The sequence below is a fragment of the uncultured Veillonella sp. genome (assembly GCF_963543145.1).
Taxonomy (GTDB): domain Bacteria; phylum Bacillota; class Negativicutes; order Veillonellales; family Veillonellaceae; genus Veillonella.
Genome location: NZ_CAUTZP010000001.1, coordinates 96154 through 113771, shown reverse-complemented (window position 1 = coordinate 113771; position 17618 = coordinate 96154). Strand labels below are relative to the sequence as shown.

Here is a 17618-nt window from a genome sequence, read left to right as displayed (position 1 = left end):
ACAACCCCAAATAATCATATCTTTTATTATAACACATATTGTAGGCCATCAATACAGCAACGAACAGTATTTCTCGTACTATCTTCATACCAATTAATGTTTAAATGAGGATATGTTTCTTGAAAGTATAACATATTCCTATTTTTAAGGCCTCTCACCTTAGATGTTAAACTACGGGGATAGAAAATACTTATAGTTAGAGCTGTAAAACTATTTAGATCTGTAAAAGTATTTACTTGTCCCCATACACTCCACCGTAATAGTTCCTTATCTGTAAAGTGTTCTATATGTTCGTTAATACAGCGTTCTATGCATTGTTTATACTGTTCATTTACAACGAGCTCACCCATTGCTGGCTCATAAGGACCTGCTATCAAACTATTTCCAGAGTCTAGCTCTTCCGTGCTTTGTAATCCTGTACGTATAACTTCAATATTATGCCCTTCGAACCAAGTTTTTAAGAATGCACAATATGTGATAGCTTGCTCCGTACTCAATGGCTCGTATTCACCAGCTCTATATTGATCGGCTAACTCCGTATTTTCTATAACAAGAACAGGATAGATTCGTACAAAATCTGGTTTTAGTTTAACTACAGCAATAGCTGTTTCTAGAATTGTATGCCAAGTTTCACCTTTTAATCCTGGTAAAAGCTGAACACCTACAGTCATACCATACTGTTTTAATCGTCCCACAGCCTCTACTACGTCTTGTGCGGTGTGACCGCGCTTAGCATCGACTAAGATACCATCATTCATGGACTGTACACCAAGTTCTACTGTTTTTACGCCGTAAGACTGTAACAAGGTAATTGCTTCGTCACCTACAGCATCAGGGCGCGTAGAACAACGTATACCATCAATGATGCCGCGCTTAAGCATCTCTGACGCAGGAGCTAATAATTGATGTTGTAAATCTTTATGGATAGCTGTAAAGGATCCACCATAAAAAGCGACTTCCCAAAACTTATCGTTTCGTTTACGCCCCACATAATCTATAATGGTTTTTTGAATATAATCCGATGTTAGGTGACTAATACCAGATTGACCTGTAATGCGAGACTGATTACAAAATGTACACACATGGGGACAACCTACATGAGGTATAAAAAAAGGAATCATACCAAATGGTTTCATAGACACCTCCCCTTCTTATAAAAATTTGACTCATATACTAATATATAGAGCATTACGCACATACTACTATATAACAATATGTATATACTGTTATATAGATTACTATTCATATACTGTTATATAGATTACTATTCATATACTGTTATCTAGATTATTACTCATATTCTATTATACAGAAAAAAGCGCCATTAGGCGCTTTTCTATTTATGAGCCATCAACTTTTCTAAAGTCAATTGAGCCGCATTTTGTTCTGCAATTTTTTTACTTTTACCAGAGCCTGCCTCATAAGTAATGCCATCAATTTCAACGGTCATATGGAAGGTCTTAGCATGGTCAGGACCACTTTCACTGAGCAAACGATAGACGATATGTTTATCACCATCTCGTTGCACATATTCTTGTAATAATGTCTTATAATCTTTACCCCGCTTACCTTCTAAGGCTTGCTTGATATAAATTGTTAGATGTTTTAAAACGAAGGTCATTACCGTTTGGTAATCTGTAGAAATATAAATAGCACCAATGAGGGACTCAAAGGTATCAGCTAGTATAGAGTTACGATCATTACCACCGGAGGCACGCTCACCATGACCGAGCAATAAATATTGCCCCAATTGTAAAGAACGACTCACGGATGCGAGAGAGTCCTCACATACTGTAGCTGCCTTAATCTTAGTCAAATTACCTTCAGCCATATCTGGATAGTTTTTAAATAAGTACTCACCTATAATGAGATCCAGTACAGCATCGCCTAAAAACTCTAATCGTTGATTGTGATGGATATGCTTTGATTTATGTTCATTCGCATAAGATGTATGTGTAAAAGCACAATCTATAATGGATATATCTGACACAGGTATGTCTAAACGAGCAACAAGCTCATGAAGGGATTCTTCACGAGCTTGTGTCATCTTACTCTTATGCGCTTCGATAGCAACCATTAAGCTTCATAACGGCGTACGCAAAGTGTACCGTTATGACCACCAAAACCGAAAGAGTTGGAAAGTGCACATTTAACCTCTAGGTCACGTGCGCCTTCACGAACATAGTCTAGATCCAAACCTTCATCCGGATTGTCACAGTTAATTGTAGGGTGAACTTTACCAGTTTCGATAGCCATCGCCATAACGATAGTTTCGATAGCACCAGCCGCACCTAACAAGTGACCTGTCATTGATTTTGTAGAGTTAACAGCGATATTTTTAGCATGATCGCCGAATAATTCTTTAATAGCCAATGTTTCATTTTGGTCATTAAGGCCAGTAGATGTACCATGAGCATTGATGTAGTTAACGTCTTTAGGATCGATACCTGCATCTTTAATTGCTAATTCCATACATTTACGAGCTTGAACACCACCTGGAGCTGGTGCAGTGATGTGGTAAGCATCACCATTAGTACCATACCCTACTACTTCAGCGTAGATATGAGCACCACGAGCTTTAGCATGTTCTAATTCTTCAAGAACTACAATGCCTGCACCTTCACCCATTACGAAACCATCGCGATCGCGGTCAAATGGACGGGATGCTTTTGTTGGTTCGTCATTGCGTGTAGACATAGCTTTCATAGCTGCGAAACCAGCTACAGCAGCTGGAGACACAGCAGCTTCAGTACCACCAGCGAACATTACATCAGCATCACCACGTTGAATGATACGGAATGCGTCGCCAATAGCATTTGTACCAGAAGTACAAGCTGTTACGCCTGTAATAACAGGACCTTTAAGACCAAGGCGAATGGATACGCGTGCAGATGTCATGTTTGCAATCATCATAGGTACTGCAAATGGACTTATACGGCCAGGACCTTTTTCGAATAATGTTTCATATACTTCATGGATAGAGTCAATACCGCCGATACCAGTACCAACTACAGTACCACAACGGTCTAAATCTGCTTTGTCCAAGTCAAGATCAGCATCTTCACAAGCGAGAACAGCAGCACCGATAGCAAATTCTACAGAACGGTCCATACGACGTGCTTCCTTTTTGTCTACGCCATAGTTTGTAATATCAAAATCTTTTACTTCGCCTGCAATGCGTGTTGCATACTCAGATGCGTCAAAGCGTGTAATCGGCCCAATACCAGATTGACCTGCCAATAACGCATTGTAGAAGTTCTCTTTACCGATACCTACAGGAGTCACTGCCCCTAAGCCAGTAATTACTACACGTTTTTCCAATTATTCCACCTCTTATAGCTATACAGCCCTTTTAAATTAATCTATCTCTGCTACTTGCTGTTTTAATTGAGCAAAGATATCTTTAACTGGCATAATCTTGTCGACTTTTCTCATATTATTGCCAGAGAACACCAAACCAGTTTCCACATCACCTTGTTGTGCACGAGAAAGAGCGCGGATGATACAGAATTTATGGGAACAATGTTTTAAACAGTTATCACACACCGTTGGAGGTGCTACAGTACCGTCTAATACAGATTCAGCAAATTTGTTTTTAATTGCTTGACCAGGCAAACCTACAGGACTTTGAATCAATACAATGTCCTCAGGGTTAGTAGCCCGTACATACATTTTTTTCAACTCATCAGATGCATTGCATTCGTCAGAAGCCGCAAAACGACTACCCATTTGAACACCACTAGCACCTAATTTCAACATTTCTACGATATCTCGGCCATCGAGAACACCACCAGCACCAATTACTGGAATATTTTTAACAGCTGCCACAACTTCTGGAACGATGTCTCGAGCGGAACGATCCGTGCCCAAGTGACCACCAGCTTCACAGCCTTCTACGATTACTGCAGCCGCACCTAAACCTTCAGAAATGCGAGCTAATTTTGCGGACGAAACGATTGGTACGATTGGAGTACCAGACTCTTTGCCCATAGCGAACATATCTCTTGAAAAACCAGCACCTGCTACTACAAGATCAATGCCCTCTTCGATGGCAGTTTTTACTAGACCAGCAAATTGAGTTGCTGCTACCATCGCATTTATACCAATAATACCCGTAGGTGATAATTTTCTAGCTAATTGTATTTCGTATCGTAATTCATCAAAAGGCAACCCGGATGCCGCAATAAGGCCGATACCACCTTCATTTGCAACGGCTGCTGCCAAGCGAGCTGTAGACAATCTAATCGCCATACCACCTTGAATAATAGGTACTTTGGCCACTAGATTCCCAATGCGAAGTTCAGGGAGCTTCACTATCAAATCCTCCTGTAAATAAAACCGGTGGGGAGGCCACTCGGCCTCCCGTTCGGCTGAATTGTCAGCTTTACAGCTTATTTAGCAGAATCAATATATTCTACTGTATCCTTAACGGTTTTGATTTTTTCTGCAACGTCGTCAGGGATTTCAACATTGAATTCTTCTTCGAATGCCATGATCAATTCAACGATATCTAAGGAGTCAGCGCCTAAGTCGTCGATGAATGTAGAATCAATGGTAACTTCAGCTTCATCAACGCCTAATTGTTCCACAACGATTGCTTTTACTTTATCGAAAGTGTTCATTGGTGGTTCACCTCCTTTCAAAGTGTATTTGTATATAGTCTAATTTTACAACTACATTACCATGCCGCCATCTACATTGATAACTTGGCCAGTAATATAATTCGCAAAATCGCTAGCAAGGAATGTTACTACAGTTGCCACTTCTTCAGCATCAGCCATGCGGCCCAATGGAATTTCAGTAACCATAGCTTCTTTAACTTTTTCTGGTAATACATCAGTCATATCAGTATTGATAAAACCTGGTGCAATCGCATTTACAGTAATCCCACGACTTGCTAATTCCTTAGCACAGGATTTAGTAAAACCAATTACACCTGCTTTAGACGCAGCGTAGTTGGTTTGACCAGCATTACCCATAACACCTACAACTGATGTCATGTTGATAATATGACCAGAACGTTGTTTCATCATGATTTTGGATACTGCTTTAGTTACCAAGTATACACCTTTAAGGTTGATATCGATAACAGCATCAAAATCTTCATCTTTCATACGCATTAACAAACCGTCACGCGTAATACCCGCATTATTTACGAGAATGTCAATGTGGCCAAACTCTTTATGAGCTTCTTCTACCATGGAAGCAACTTCATCAGCATTAGCTACATTGGCTTTAATTTTAATGGCTTTACGGCCTAATGCTTGTACAGCTTCAACAGTTTCTTGAGCTGCACCTTCGCTACCGCTATAGTTAACTACAACATCAGCACCAGATTGTGCTAAATTGATAGCTACAGCGCGACCAATGCCACGGGATGCGCCAGTTACAATGGCTACTTTACCCTCTAAATGCATTTTATCGAACCCCTTTCAAAAATTCAAGCGTTTTCTCTAAGGATGCAATGTCTTCAACATTGGCTAATTCCATATCTTTATTGATCTTTTTAGTAAATCCTGTAAGCACTTTGCCAGGACCAACTTCAACAAAGCTAGTTACACCAAAGTTAACCATTTCAGCTACACAGTCTTCCCACAATACAGGGTTAGCAGCTTGAGTAACTAAGGATTCTTTAATGTCATTTGCATTAGTCAAAATTTTGCCTGTCACATTTGCTACTACAGGGATTTGCGCATCGCTCACTTGAATTTTATCTAACTCTTCTTTCAAGCGAATAGCTGCTGGTTCCATCAAACGGCTGTGGAATGGAGCACTTACTGGAAGCATTACTGCTCGTTTTGCACCAACTTCTTTCATTTTTTCAGCTGCTGTTTCCACCGCTACAGTTTCACCGGCAATAACGATTTGACCTGGGCAGTTAAAGTTAACTGCTTGTACAGAGCCAACAGATGCACTTACTTCTTCACAAATTTGTACAACTTGTTCACGAGGTAATGCCAAGATAGCAGCCATAGCGCCTTTACCCAATGGCACGGCTTCTTGCATATATTGACCACGTTTATGGACCACATACACTGCATCTTTAAAATTTAATACGCCAGCTGCTACAAGAGCACTGTACTCACCAAGGCTATGACCACCTACGATATCAGGTGTAAAACCCTGCTCTTTAAGAACTTCATAACAAGCTACGGATGCAGTCAAAATAGCAGGTTGTGTGTTTGCTGTTTTAACAAGCTCTGTATCAGGGCCTTCGAAACATAACTTAGTAATAGAGTAACCAAGAGCTTCGTCCGCTTCTTCAAAACGTTGTTTCACAATAGGATACGCATTGTACAAATCTTGTAACATGCCTACTTTTTGGGAACCTTGACCAGGAAAAACAAATGCCGTTTTCATTAGGGCCTCCTTATTTATTAAGACCTTGAAGATTGTTAATTACAGTTTCAGTTTCAGTCATAATATCTTTAATGATAGTTGCACATGGTTTAATATCTGTTAACATACCAGAAATTTGACCGATCATTACAGAACCTTCTTTTACATCACCATCAATAGCAGCTAAGCGAAGTGTACCTGCACCTAATGCTTCTAGTTCTTCTTTAGATCCACCGCTAAATTCAAGGTTTTTGTATTTATGAGCTAATGAATTATCAATAATACGTACAGGGTGACCTGTTGTTAAGCCAGTCATAACGGTAGCGCGATCTTTTGCTTTCAATACAGCGGTTTTATAGTTTTCATGGGCAATACATTCTTCTGATAATACAAAGCGTGTACCCATTTGTACTGCTTTAGCACCTAATGCAAAGGCTGCCGCCATACCACGACCATCAGCAATACCACCAGCTGCAATAACTGGAACGTCAACAGCATCTACTACTTGAGGAATCAAAGCCATAGTTGTAATATCGCCTACGTGACCGCCAGACTCTGTGCCTTCAGCGATAATTGCATCAATGCCACCACGTAACAAGCGTTTTGCCAACAATACAGAGGCTACAACAGGAATTACTTTAGTACCAATTTCTTTCAAAGCGGGAATGTAAACACCAGGGTTACCTGCACCTGTAGTAATTACAGGAACGCGTTCTTCCACTACTACTTCCATGACTTCTTTCACAAATGGAGACATAAGCATGATGTTACAACCAAACGGTTTGCTTGTGCGCTCTTTTAATTTATGGATTTCATTGCGGAAAATATCAGGAGGCATATGACCAGCACCAATAATGCCAAGGCCACCAGCTTCAGATACGGCTGCCGCTAATTCTGCAGTACCGAGCCAAGCCATACCACCTTGTAAGATTGGATACTCAATCTGCAATAAATCACAAATGTCAGTCTTAATCATCTTGATGTGTCCTCCTTAATACCATTTCAAGACTAGGCTTGCCCATGTTAGGCCCGCACCAAATCCTGCAAACGCAACATTATCTCCACGTTTGAAATGTCCTTCACGATTTGCTTCATCAAGAGCAATCGCTACAGACGCGGCAGATGTATTACCATACTTATGTAAATTAACAAAAACTTTTTCCATCGGCAGATGTAATCGTTTTGCTGCCGAATCAATAATCCGAATATTTGCTTGATGAGGGATGAAGTAATCTAATTCATTAAGCTCCATACCAGCACGTTCTAAAGATTTTAAAACAGTGCGGCCCATCGTTTTAACGGCAAATTTATATACTTCAGGGCCATCCATGTGAATGAATGTTAAACCTTCTTCTACGCGTTGATCATTAGCAACTACAGCGGTACCACCTGCTGGAATACAAAGTGCTGGTCCACCAGTGCCGTCGGCGCCCATATCAATACCTTTAATACCGTAACCTTCAGGTACTTCAGATACTACTGCAGCACCTGCACCATCACCGAATAGGATACATGTGCCACGATCATTCCAGTTCACTCGACGGGAAAGAATTTCTGCCCCTACAACGAGTACCTTTTTATAAATGCCAGAACTAATATAACTAGCTGCAGTAATCAATCCATATACAAAGCCAGAACATGCCGCTTGTAAATCGTAAGCTGCTGCGTTTTTAGCTCCTAAATTAGCTTGTAAAACACAAGCTGCAGAAGGAATAATCATATCTGGTGTTAAGGTAGCAAAGATAATCATATCGATGTCTTCTGCATTGACCTTAGCCATTTGCAATGCTTTCTTAGCTGCTTCTGTTGCCATATAGGATGTGTTCATACCTTCCGGTGCAATGCGTCGTTCTTCTATACCAGTACGTTCTCTAATCCATTGGTCGTTAGTATCAACCATTTTCTCAAGATCAAAGTTTGTTACTACATTGTCAGGAAGGAAGCTCCCAGTACCAATGATCCCTACAGGTTTATTCATCATAGTCATACTTTAAGGCTCCTTCAATTTCCATCGTATCACGAATGTGTTGAATAATTTTACGCTCTACTAGATCATCAGCAATTTCGATAGCACTCTTAATCTCTTTGGCCTTAGAACTGCCATGCGAAATCATAAATAAACCATTAACACCTAAGAGTGGAGCACCACCATTTTCAGTATGATCTAAGCGTTTTGCTATTTTTTTCAAAGCTGGCTTTACTAACATAGCACCAATCTTGGCAAAAATACTACCAGCCATAATGCTATCCTTTACTAATTGTGTTAGGCCTGTTACCAAGCCTTCCCCAAATTTCAAAACCACATTACCTACAAAGCCATCACATACAACAACATCAACAGTCCCTTTGGGAATATCACGACCTTCAATATTGCCTTTAAAGTTAATAATATTCATACGTTCCAAAATTGGATACGTGGCTAGAACGACATCGTTCCCTTTTGTGGCTTCTTCGCCGATGTTTAGTAATCCTACAGTAGGATTTTCTTTACCTAATAAAAGCTTAGCATATTCTGAACCCATCAAAGCACCTTGTACAAGATGTTTAGGTTTACAATTTGAATTTGCACCTGAATCTAGCATAACAGTAATACCACTTACTGTAGGCATTGGTGTTGCAATAACAGGGCGATCTACCCCTTTAATGCGACCAAGACCAAATAAGGCAGCTGCGACAGCAGCACCTGTGCTACCAGGAGCAATAACGGCATCACAATGATTATCGCGAACTAGCGCTGTAGCCACCACGATAGATGCATCTTTTTTCTTGCGCAATGCTTGACCTGGATGTTCATCCATACCGATTACTTCACTGGCATGATGTACAGAAATACGTGGATTCTTAGCTTCATTATTAGCTTCTAATATGTTAAAAATTTGCTGCTCATCGCCGACGAGCACTACTTCAATGTGATCATTTGCTCGTACGGCTTCAATGGATCCTAGTACAGGCTCCAATGGAGCAAAGTCGCCACCCATGGCGTCTATTGCAATTTTCATAATTTACACCCTATTCTCTACGGTTTCCATAATAAATTTTGCGCGAAATACTTCTTTTATTTTATCTCTTATGATGACCCAAATAAAGAACTTATTACCTCGGCGACGTACAATTTCAGCTTTTGCCACCAAATTTGTACCAGCTCCTACTGGGTTCTTGTATTTTATATTTCCAACTTCCGCAGAACAAACAGTAGTCCCCATGACTACTTTTGCGAGGGAATTTGCTTGAGCATATAAATACTGTGGCTCTACATGTCCAAATCGATCTTCCATATCAGCCGTAGTCCGTAGCATAGATAAAGCTTGTTGCCCTTCTGTGACATCAATCAATTCCCCTACTACTTCATACGGTGCATGATCTACCGTTTCTTGTGATTGACCCGTAGCCATTACGCGAATGCGTTCACGCAACTCAGGTATCCCCAACTCTAGTCGATCTAGACGAATAGTTGGCACACTTACACTAAAGTGCGTTGCCAATTCTTCATCAGTAAGAAATGGCGTAATATTCAGTTTTTCTTGTAACTGCTGTTGGCGCTCTTGCTTCTTTAACCGACTCATGGGACCACCTTTTATGACCTAGTATTAATATTACATCCTAAGTATATACAATAATTCCCCTATTGGCAAGACTTTTCATACATATAGTAACAAATTTTAATGACATATACAAAATATAGTTATAATTTTATATTTAAGTATCTTTTAGTTTATAAAAGTATAAAAAAATGCCACTATCTTATAGATTAATCTTACTATAAAATAGTGGCACTTACTACTAATTAAGTGGCATATAAAGTTATAAGTATATAACTAAAAACTATATAAGAATATAGAATAAAAAACACAAAAAACGCCTACCGAAGTAGGCGTCCTTTCATTCGCTCACATATTAAGCATTAGCTACTACTTGCTCACCTTTATAGTGACCACATGTAGGGCAAACACGATGAGGCATCTTAGGTTCGTGGCATTGTGGGCATGCTACATAACCAGGAGCTTCTAATTTCCAATTAGCACGACGGCGATCGCGACGGCATTTAGACAATCTACGCTTAGGTACTGCCATTATCTGCACCTCCTTAGTACAATCATTAGGACAATCTATCATCTTTCTCATCAAGCAAAGCACGTAACTCTGCAAATCGAGGATCCACCACAAAGGATTCACAAGAACAAGGTGAAACATTTAAATTTGCTCCGCAATGAACGCACAATCCTTTGCAATCATCCTGACATAACACTTGAGAGGGCTCATTGATGATTAATGTATCCCTAATTAGTTCGGTTAGATCAATTTCCTCTCCATCGAAAGGAGTCACATCATCCGCAGCATCTCGACGTTCACTAAAGATTTCCTCGAAGGAATCCTTACGATTATGCTCTGTCGTATTTAAACAACGAGAACAATCGTAATCACCTTTAGACTCTATCGAACCTTGAACGATGTAATTTTGACCATCAAACCAAAACTCACCATTAATGGTTATATCATGACGGCTCCAAGGAAAAGCAGTTACGTCACCAAGCTCAGAGCATGGTATCGTATAGCTATAAGGAAATTTCTTTCCTATATGTTCTTTTGCTTGCTCTACTTGCAGTTTCATAATCTTACCTCGACTCATAATATTATAAACATGACATGGTGCTTTGTCAAATAAAAAAGACTATCTTAAGTGGACTCAAGATAGCCTTTTGGGAAAGTCAATTACATTTTTTCGAATTGGTCTTTACCAACACCGCAAATTGGGCAAACATAATCAGCTGGTTGATCTTCGAATTTTACGCCTTCAACAGCTTCGTCATAAACCCAACCACATACTACGCATACGTATTTTTCCATGTGTATTTCCTCCTTCACTTGAAAATTTTGTTTACATTTTATCTTTAATTAAATTAGATACTCTATCTGTAATGTAGTATACCAAAGACATCGAAACTTTTCAATACTCATTTTCTTATTTTCTCAATTTTTCCAATATTTAAAAATCATATATACTATGCGGATTTATCCTATCTGCAAAACTTGAAATGTATTATCAATTAGACTTTTTCAAATATAACATCCATGTTATTTGATATTCTTTGCCCATTAAGGCCATACTATTTCAATAGTAAAAGTAAAAGCTTATTTTTTAATTAACAACTGCAATCAATCTATCTAAGGTATACATAATTTGTATATTATACTATTATATAAAGAAGAGCTTATATGCCTATATAAAAATTATTATAGGATTATATAGCTTCTAATAAATACACATAGTCACATTAGTATATAAGTATATACTTATACATACTTTTACTTTATTAAAGCTTTAATTCTTATATAAGAATTAAAAAGCTTAATAAAGAAATCGCTTATTACATTGTTATCATAGGAGGATGTATGAGAACAGCTTTAACTCAACTTTTACAAATTGAATACCCTATTATCCAAGGCGCTATGGCTTGGGTATCTGAACACAAATTAGTTGTTGCCGTTGCTAACGCTGGTGCTACAGGTGTAATTGCTCTTGGGGGCCGCGATGCAGAATGGACTCGCAATGAGATTCGTGCTTGTAAAAAATTAACAGATAAACCTTTCGGTGTTAACCTTATGTTAATGGCTCCAAATAAGGATGAATTAGTAGATATTATCATTGAAGAAAAACCAGCCTTTGTCACACTTGGTGCAGGCAACCCAGTTCCGTATATCAAACCATTCCAAGATGCAGGCATCAAAGTTATTCCTGTTGTTCCATCTTTGAAACTTGCAAAACGCATCCAAGATGCTGGTGCCGATGCAATGATTATTGAAGGTATGGAGGCTGGTGGTCATATCGGCAGCCAAACCACAATGTCTTTAATGGAAAATATTTTACCTGAAATTTCTATCCCTGTTGTTGTGGCAGGTTCCATCGTAGATGGTCGTGGCCTTGCAGCTGCATTATTGATGGGTGCAGAAGGCGTGCAAATGGGTTCTCGATTCTTGTTAGCTGAAGAATGCCAAGCACATCAAAATATGAAAGAAGCTATTATCAATGCCACAGATACCGATTCTGTTGTAACAGGTCTACTCTCTGGTCACGGTGGCGTACGTAGTTTGAAAAATGAATTCACTACTCGTTATCTAGCTGCTGAAACTGATGGTGTTACTACACCGGAAGAACGCACTAAAATGTCTCAAGGTACTAACAAACGCGCCGCTATTGATGGCGATGTAGTAAATGGTGCTGTCCAAGTAGGCCAAGGGTTAAACCGTCTTACAGCTATTGAGCCAGCTCATACTATCGTTCAATCTGTAATGAATGAAGCTATTATGTCTATTCGTAAAGCTCAACGCCTTATTGAAATCGTTTAATTAATATGATGGGAGTACTCATGTTACCATTTCACGGAAAATATCCTAAATTAGATCCTAAAAGTTGTGTCATGCCTGGTGCAGAACTTGCAGGTGATGTGGAATTAAAAGAATACGCATCTATCTGGCAAAATTGTGCACTTCGGGGAGACGTAAATAAAATTGTTGTAGGTCGTTACTCTAATGTACAAGACAACTCTGTTTTGCACGTAGATGATGATAAGGCCTGTGTCCTAGGTGATTATGTTACAATTGGTCATGGCGCAATCGTACATGCTAGCACAATTGAAGATAATGTTTTAGTTGGTATGGGTGCTATCGTATTGAGTGGTTGCCATATTGGTTCTGGCTCCATCATCGCCGCTGGTGCCGTATTAAAAGAAAATACGGTAATTCCTCCTAACTCCTTAGTTGTAGGTATTCCAGCTCGTGTTGTTCGTACAGACGAAACTCAAATTGAACGCATTCATAATCAAGCGTTAAAATATAAACACTTGTGGACTGTAGAATACGGTATGCTTCCTGATTCAGGTGGCGAAGAGTACGATAAAAACGCCAAAATCGTATAATTCTAAAATTGTATACTCTAAAATACAACAAAGCGGATAGTTGTGATCAACACAACTATCCGCTTTGTTTAATTAATAAGCCTGTAATTAGCTTTTAGTATGAATGTTATTCACTACCATTAATGGCTATCAACCAGTCATTGTTATTTACAGCTCATTATTATTTACCGCTCATTAATTTTGATTGAATGATTTGTTCTACCATAAGTGCTGTCCCCATTGTTAAGGCTATGGGGAATAACATTTCTACAGAGAAACGCGTCAATTCAAGCATAAATACACAAGACGTCATTGGCATTTTTTGACCAAGGCCTAAAAACGCTACAGCCCCTACAAAGGCAGCCATCCCTAAAGAAATGGGAGCTACTGCAATGGACCATATCGTACCAAATACTATGGCTAATGTACTACCTAACATCATACAAGGTGTAATACGTCCACCATAGGCACCTGCCGCTAAAGCTAGTAGTACTGCCGCCCACTTAGAACCAAATAAACCTAATGCATAGGTCCAAGTAATTTCATTTGTAAAGGTTAACTCATTTCCAGCCTTACCATTTCCAAGAATTTCAGGAAAATACATAGCCATAGCACCAATTAATGTAAAAGCAACGATGGAAATAGGGATCATAACAGGACTACTACGGTGAATTGCGGGCAACTTACTTTGAGTAATATTAAATAATACTACCCCCACTGCAACTATAGCGCCTAAGGCTATGGAAAATTCTACATAATGACTACCCAAGCTAGGTTGTGCCATCGTATATTGAATGACATCCCCTACACCGGCTTGCCGAGTCACAAAAGTTGCTAATCCGCAGCATACTAAAGCAGCACTCATAGCCCTAACATTCCAAGTAAGTAGCAATGTTTCCAACGTAAAAATGGCTGCTGATAAAGGTGAATTATAGACGGCAGCAAGACCTGCCCCTGCGGCACAGGCAATTAAAAGCTGTCGGTCCTCTTTTTTTATATCAAAATGATCAACTAAAAACGTTGTAATCCCTGCACTGGCTTCCCGTGGTGCAACCTCTCTACCGAGAGGAGAACCAATACCTACCGTAATAATTTGTAGTGTAGCGTGTAAAACAGTGGTAATAGGATGCATATTCATTTTGCCTGAAACGGCAGCCTTAATATCTACAACACCTTTACCATAGCGATGAATGAGGAACCAACCTACACCACCTACTACACCACATATAACTAAAGGGATTAAACGCTCTAATGGTGAAACACGCGCTACAGCGGCACCAAAACTCAGGTGATCTGCAGCAGAATAGTTGTATACAAAATGTTGAATGCCATGTAACAAATGTGTATAAAAAGCACCTATTAACCCAGCTATAAAACCAACTATAATGATGAGCCCAATAACTCGTTTATCAAATGCCATACTTACTCCATTGCCAATACGATTTCGCCAGCTGCTAATGTTTTTTTCACATCTATAATGCGTTGATTAGAGGAGCCTCTAAAACGTAATGCTGGATCTTTAAGTTCGTCTACAAAACGACCATCTACGAGGATATCAATTTCCTGTAATAATGCACTTCTCAACTCATCATCTAAGATATCATCTATTTCATAACCTGAATAGGCCCAAATTTTCTTTTCCGGTGCAGCCGCTCGTACAGCTTTTACTACAGGTAATAAACCTTGTACATTTTGGAAAGGCTCTCCACCCAATAAAGTTAAACCTGCGCAAGTAGAATTCTTAACATAAGAGACAACTAGATCTGTTTCAGCTTGTGTCCATTCTTTGCCGGCATTAAAATCTTGGTATTCTTCGTTAAAGCAGTTATAACAGCAATGTGTACAGCCCGTTACGAATATAGATGTACGAATGCCTTCCCCATTTGCAATATCATATTGCCTTATTTGACCATATCTCATCATAACCTCCATAGTAGTGTATATCAACTTTGATCCACACTATATAGATATATTTCTATTTCTCACAAATACAGTAAAAGCTGTGCCTTATGCACAGCTTTTACCATGTATTTATGATAACTATAATTCTAATAATTTTAAATGTGCATTACCCGATCTTTGATTTCTTTAGTACGGCCTTCGTTCCAGAAGTTTTCTCCAAGGTAACCACATGTACGACGGATAACAGTTAGTTTATCGCGATTCGTATTGTGACAGCGAGGGCATTCCCATTCGTTATGATCATTGACCTTAATTTCACCATCAAAACCACATTCGTGACAATAGTCAGACTTAGTATTGAACTCAGCATAAGAAATGTGATCGTAAATATATTGAATCATAGTCAAAACAGCTGGAATATTATTAGTCATGTTTGGAATTTCCGCATAAGAAATACAACCGCCTGTCGATTTCTTTTGGAATTCAGATTCAAAAGCAAATTTATCAAATACATTAATCTCTTCACGAACATTTACGTGATAACTATTAGTATAATATCCTTTATCAGTAATATCTTCAATCACACCAAAGCGTGCACGATCTAAAGAAGAGAATCGATTTGTTAAGCTTTCAGCAGGTGTGCCATATAATCCAAAACCAAGGTTATGTTTTTCACGCCATAAATTAATAGCTTCATTTAATCGATCCATGATTTTCATTGCAAATACACGACCTTTTTTGCCTGTATTAGACTCACCTGTAATCAAACGAGTAGCTTCATAGATACCAATATAACCAAGAGAGATTGTTGCATAGCCACCTGTGAGGAATCGACCAATTTTTTCACCTTTTTTCAGGCGTGCAATAGCACCATGTTGCCAGTGAATTGGAGACACATCGCTCACCACATCTTTTAAAAGATTGTAGCGTAATAACAATGCTTTTTCTGCTAATTCAAGACGTTTATCTAAAATTTCAAAATATTTTTCTTCACTGCCGCGAGCCAGAATACCAATTTGTGGTAAGTTCAAGCTCACAACACCCATGTTAAAGCGTCCATCAAATTTATAGTTCCCATTTTCATCCTTCCAAGGAGATAAGAAAGAGCGGCACCCCATTGGACTAAATACATTTCCTTCATAGTTTTCCTTCATTTTTTTAGCGGAAATATAATCTGGGTACATCCGTTTAGCAGTACATTGTGCAGCCAATTCAGTTAAGTAATAGTATGGGCTATCTGGTGTTACATTATGTTCATCAAGAACATAAATTAGTTTAGGAAATGCTGGCGTAATATATACATCGGCTTCATTTTTTACACCTTTAATACGTTGACGCAATATTTCTTCTGTAATAAGAGCAGCTTCTTTAGCGTATTCGTAATCAGGTTGGAAATACATAAATAATGTAACAAATGGAGATTGACCATTTGTAGTCATCAATGTATTAATTTGGTACTGGATAGTTTGAATACCATCCTTAACCTCTTTGCGCGTACGTTTCCAAGCAATTTCACGAGCCTTTTCCATATTGGGCTCCATACCGTAAATCTCAACTTGTTCTTCAATAACATTGTTAAGGATTTTTTCATAAGACTTACGTACAAATGGCGCCAAGATACGATCGATACCATTAATACTTTGGCCACCATATTGACCAGATGCAACTTGTGCAATAATTTGCGTTGTTACTGTACATGCAACTTGGAAAGACCTAGGTGTATCAATCTTTTTACCATTAATAACTGTGCCATTATTGAGCATATCCTCTAAATTAATTAAGCAACAGTTAAACATAGGCTGAATGATATAATCCATATCATGGAAATGGATGGCACCACTATCATGGGCCTCTAAAATATCCGTAGGAATTAACTTACGTCGAGCTATATCCTTAGATACTTCACCGGCAATCAAATCTCGTTGGGTTGATACAATCGCAGCATCTTTATTTGAATTCTCATCAAGAACACTAACATTACTACGATCTAATAAACCAATTACATCTTCATCCGTCGTGTTTTGACGACGTTTGAAAGCTTGAACAGCTTTGTAACCTTCATAAGCACGCGCCGTTGCAGGATTATGATACTCAATCAACTTATAATATACTTGATCTTCAATAGCATAAATTGTCATATCTTTTTGGAGTTTATGAGCATATTCTTCAATTTCATTTGCAATACGCTCTGCTAACCCCTCTTCGTACAACCCAGTACTACTATGCTCAGCCTTTTCAATAGCTAAAGCAATTTTGCGTTTGTCGAAAGGTACCTTTGTACCATCCCGTTTGATGACCTGCAACATATTGGCAACCTCCCCATTTTGTTACCGCTGAAAAATATGTTAAGACATAGAAAAAAGTATGGTAAACCATACTTTTATACATTTATATGTAAAAATGTAAAGAATTATTAGAAAACTCTCTATTTCTACTACCTCCTCAGTATACTATATATGGTGGTTGTTTTCAACCTAAAATACA

General features: G+C 38.7%; 19 protein-coding genes. 2 read left to right on the top strand and 17 right to left on the bottom strand.

Translation table 11 applies throughout. From position 1 onward, the window contains the following. Positions 1–26: 26 nt before the first annotated feature. From RWZ05_RS00530 to RWZ05_RS00465, 14 genes are all read right to left on the bottom strand, one after another. Entirely contained in the window at positions 27–1136 is a 1110-nt protein-coding gene (locus tag RWZ05_RS00530; protein ID WP_314641028.1) for a radical SAM protein, read from the bottom strand. A 200-nt stretch (positions 1137–1336) separates the two neighbouring features. After that, on the bottom strand, positions 1337–2077 hold the full coding sequence (rnc, locus tag RWZ05_RS00525; RefSeq protein WP_314641027.1) for a ribonuclease III: 741 nt from the start codon (positions 2075–2077) through the stop codon (positions 1337–1339). After that, positions 2077–3321: a beta-ketoacyl-ACP synthase II gene (gene fabF, locus RWZ05_RS00520; protein WP_314641024.1), complete on the bottom strand. Its 1245-nt coding sequence runs from the start codon at positions 3319–3321 to the stop codon at positions 2077–2079. The genes rnc and fabF overlap by 1 nt, the downstream gene beginning before the upstream one ends. Positions 3322–3357: 36 nt before the next feature. Continuing rightward, positions 3358–4314, bottom strand: coding sequence for a nitronate monooxygenase family protein (locus RWZ05_RS00515; RefSeq protein WP_009372047.1), 957 nt, complete (start codon positions 4312–4314; stop codon positions 3358–3360). Between the two features lie 77 nt (positions 4315–4391). Continuing rightward, positions 4392–4622 (bottom strand): acyl carrier protein, encoded by a 231-nt coding sequence (locus RWZ05_RS00510; RefSeq protein ID WP_004693441.1) that lies wholly within the window; start codon positions 4620–4622, stop codon positions 4392–4394. Positions 4623–4673: 51 nt separating this feature from the next. Continuing rightward, positions 4674–5417, bottom strand: coding sequence for a 3-oxoacyl-[acyl-carrier-protein] reductase (gene fabG / locus RWZ05_RS00505; protein WP_119562852.1), 744 nt, complete (start codon positions 5415–5417; stop codon positions 4674–4676). A gap of 1 nt (position 5418) precedes the next feature. Further along, positions 5419–6360, bottom strand: a complete 942-nt coding sequence (gene fabD, locus RWZ05_RS00500; RefSeq protein ID WP_314641023.1) for an ACP S-malonyltransferase — start codon at positions 6358–6360, stop codon at positions 5419–5421. Between the two features lie 10 nt (positions 6361–6370). Then, the gene (gene fabK / locus RWZ05_RS00495) at positions 6371–7315 is read right to left on the bottom strand and encodes an enoyl-[acyl-carrier-protein] reductase FabK (RefSeq protein ID WP_314641021.1); all 945 of its coding nucleotides are present in this window, start codon (positions 7313–7315) and stop codon (positions 6371–6373) included. Between the two features lie 15 nt (positions 7316–7330). Continuing rightward, positions 7331–8326 (bottom strand): beta-ketoacyl-ACP synthase III, encoded by a 996-nt coding sequence (locus RWZ05_RS00490; RefSeq protein ID WP_314641020.1) that lies wholly within the window; start codon positions 8324–8326, stop codon positions 7331–7333. Next, the gene (gene plsX, locus RWZ05_RS00485) at positions 8310–9338 is read right to left on the bottom strand and encodes a phosphate acyltransferase PlsX (protein WP_314641018.1); all 1029 of its coding nucleotides are present in this window, start codon (positions 9336–9338) and stop codon (positions 8310–8312) included. The genes RWZ05_RS00490 and plsX overlap by 17 nt, the downstream gene beginning before the upstream one ends. Positions 9339–9341: 3 nt before the next feature. Beyond that, entirely contained in the window at positions 9342–9902 is a 561-nt protein-coding gene (gene fapR / locus RWZ05_RS00480; protein ID WP_314641016.1) for a transcription factor FapR, read from the bottom strand. 331 nt (positions 9903–10233) lie between these two features. Continuing rightward, the gene (gene rpmF / locus RWZ05_RS00475) at positions 10234–10410 is read right to left on the bottom strand and encodes a 50S ribosomal protein L32 (protein WP_004693428.1); all 177 of its coding nucleotides are present in this window, start codon (positions 10408–10410) and stop codon (positions 10234–10236) included. A gap of 25 nt (positions 10411–10435) precedes the next feature. Continuing rightward, positions 10436–10948, bottom strand: a complete 513-nt coding sequence (locus tag RWZ05_RS00470) for a DUF177 domain-containing protein (protein WP_314641014.1) — start codon at positions 10946–10948, stop codon at positions 10436–10438. A 101-nt stretch (positions 10949–11049) separates the two neighbouring features. Next, positions 11050–11184 (bottom strand): rubredoxin, encoded by a 135-nt coding sequence (locus RWZ05_RS00465; RefSeq protein ID WP_004693422.1) that lies wholly within the window; start codon positions 11182–11184, stop codon positions 11050–11052. Between the two features lie 546 nt (positions 11185–11730). Here RWZ05_RS00465 and RWZ05_RS00460 point away from each other — a divergent pair. Together RWZ05_RS00460 and RWZ05_RS00455 are read left to right on the top strand one after the other, a co-directional pair. Then, positions 11731–12684 (top strand): nitronate monooxygenase, encoded by a 954-nt coding sequence (locus tag RWZ05_RS00460; RefSeq protein ID WP_314641012.1) that lies wholly within the window; start codon positions 11731–11733, stop codon positions 12682–12684. A 20-nt stretch (positions 12685–12704) separates the two neighbouring features. After that, a complete protein-coding gene (locus RWZ05_RS00455) occupies positions 12705–13253 on the top strand; it encodes a gamma carbonic anhydrase family protein (RefSeq protein WP_314641010.1) in 549 nt (182 codons plus the stop codon). 160 nt (positions 13254–13413) lie between these two features. On the opposite strand, the gene RWZ05_RS00450 is transcribed toward RWZ05_RS00455, so the two are convergent. From RWZ05_RS00450 to nrdD, 3 genes are all read right to left on the bottom strand, one after another. Further along, positions 13414–14652 carry a chloride channel protein gene (locus RWZ05_RS00450; RefSeq protein ID WP_314641008.1) on the bottom strand — a complete coding sequence of 413 codons (1239 nt, stop codon included), beginning with the start codon at positions 14650–14652 and terminating at the stop codon, positions 13414–13416. A 2-nt stretch (positions 14653–14654) separates the two neighbouring features. Further along, positions 14655–15152, bottom strand: a complete 498-nt coding sequence (nrdG, locus tag RWZ05_RS00445; protein ID WP_314641452.1) for an anaerobic ribonucleoside-triphosphate reductase activating protein — start codon at positions 15150–15152, stop codon at positions 14655–14657. Positions 15153–15289: 137 nt separating this feature from the next. Continuing rightward, a complete protein-coding gene (nrdD, locus tag RWZ05_RS00440; protein WP_314641006.1) occupies positions 15290–17440 on the bottom strand; it encodes an anaerobic ribonucleoside-triphosphate reductase in 2151 nt (716 codons plus the stop codon). Between the last annotated feature and the right edge of the window lie 178 nt (positions 17441–17618).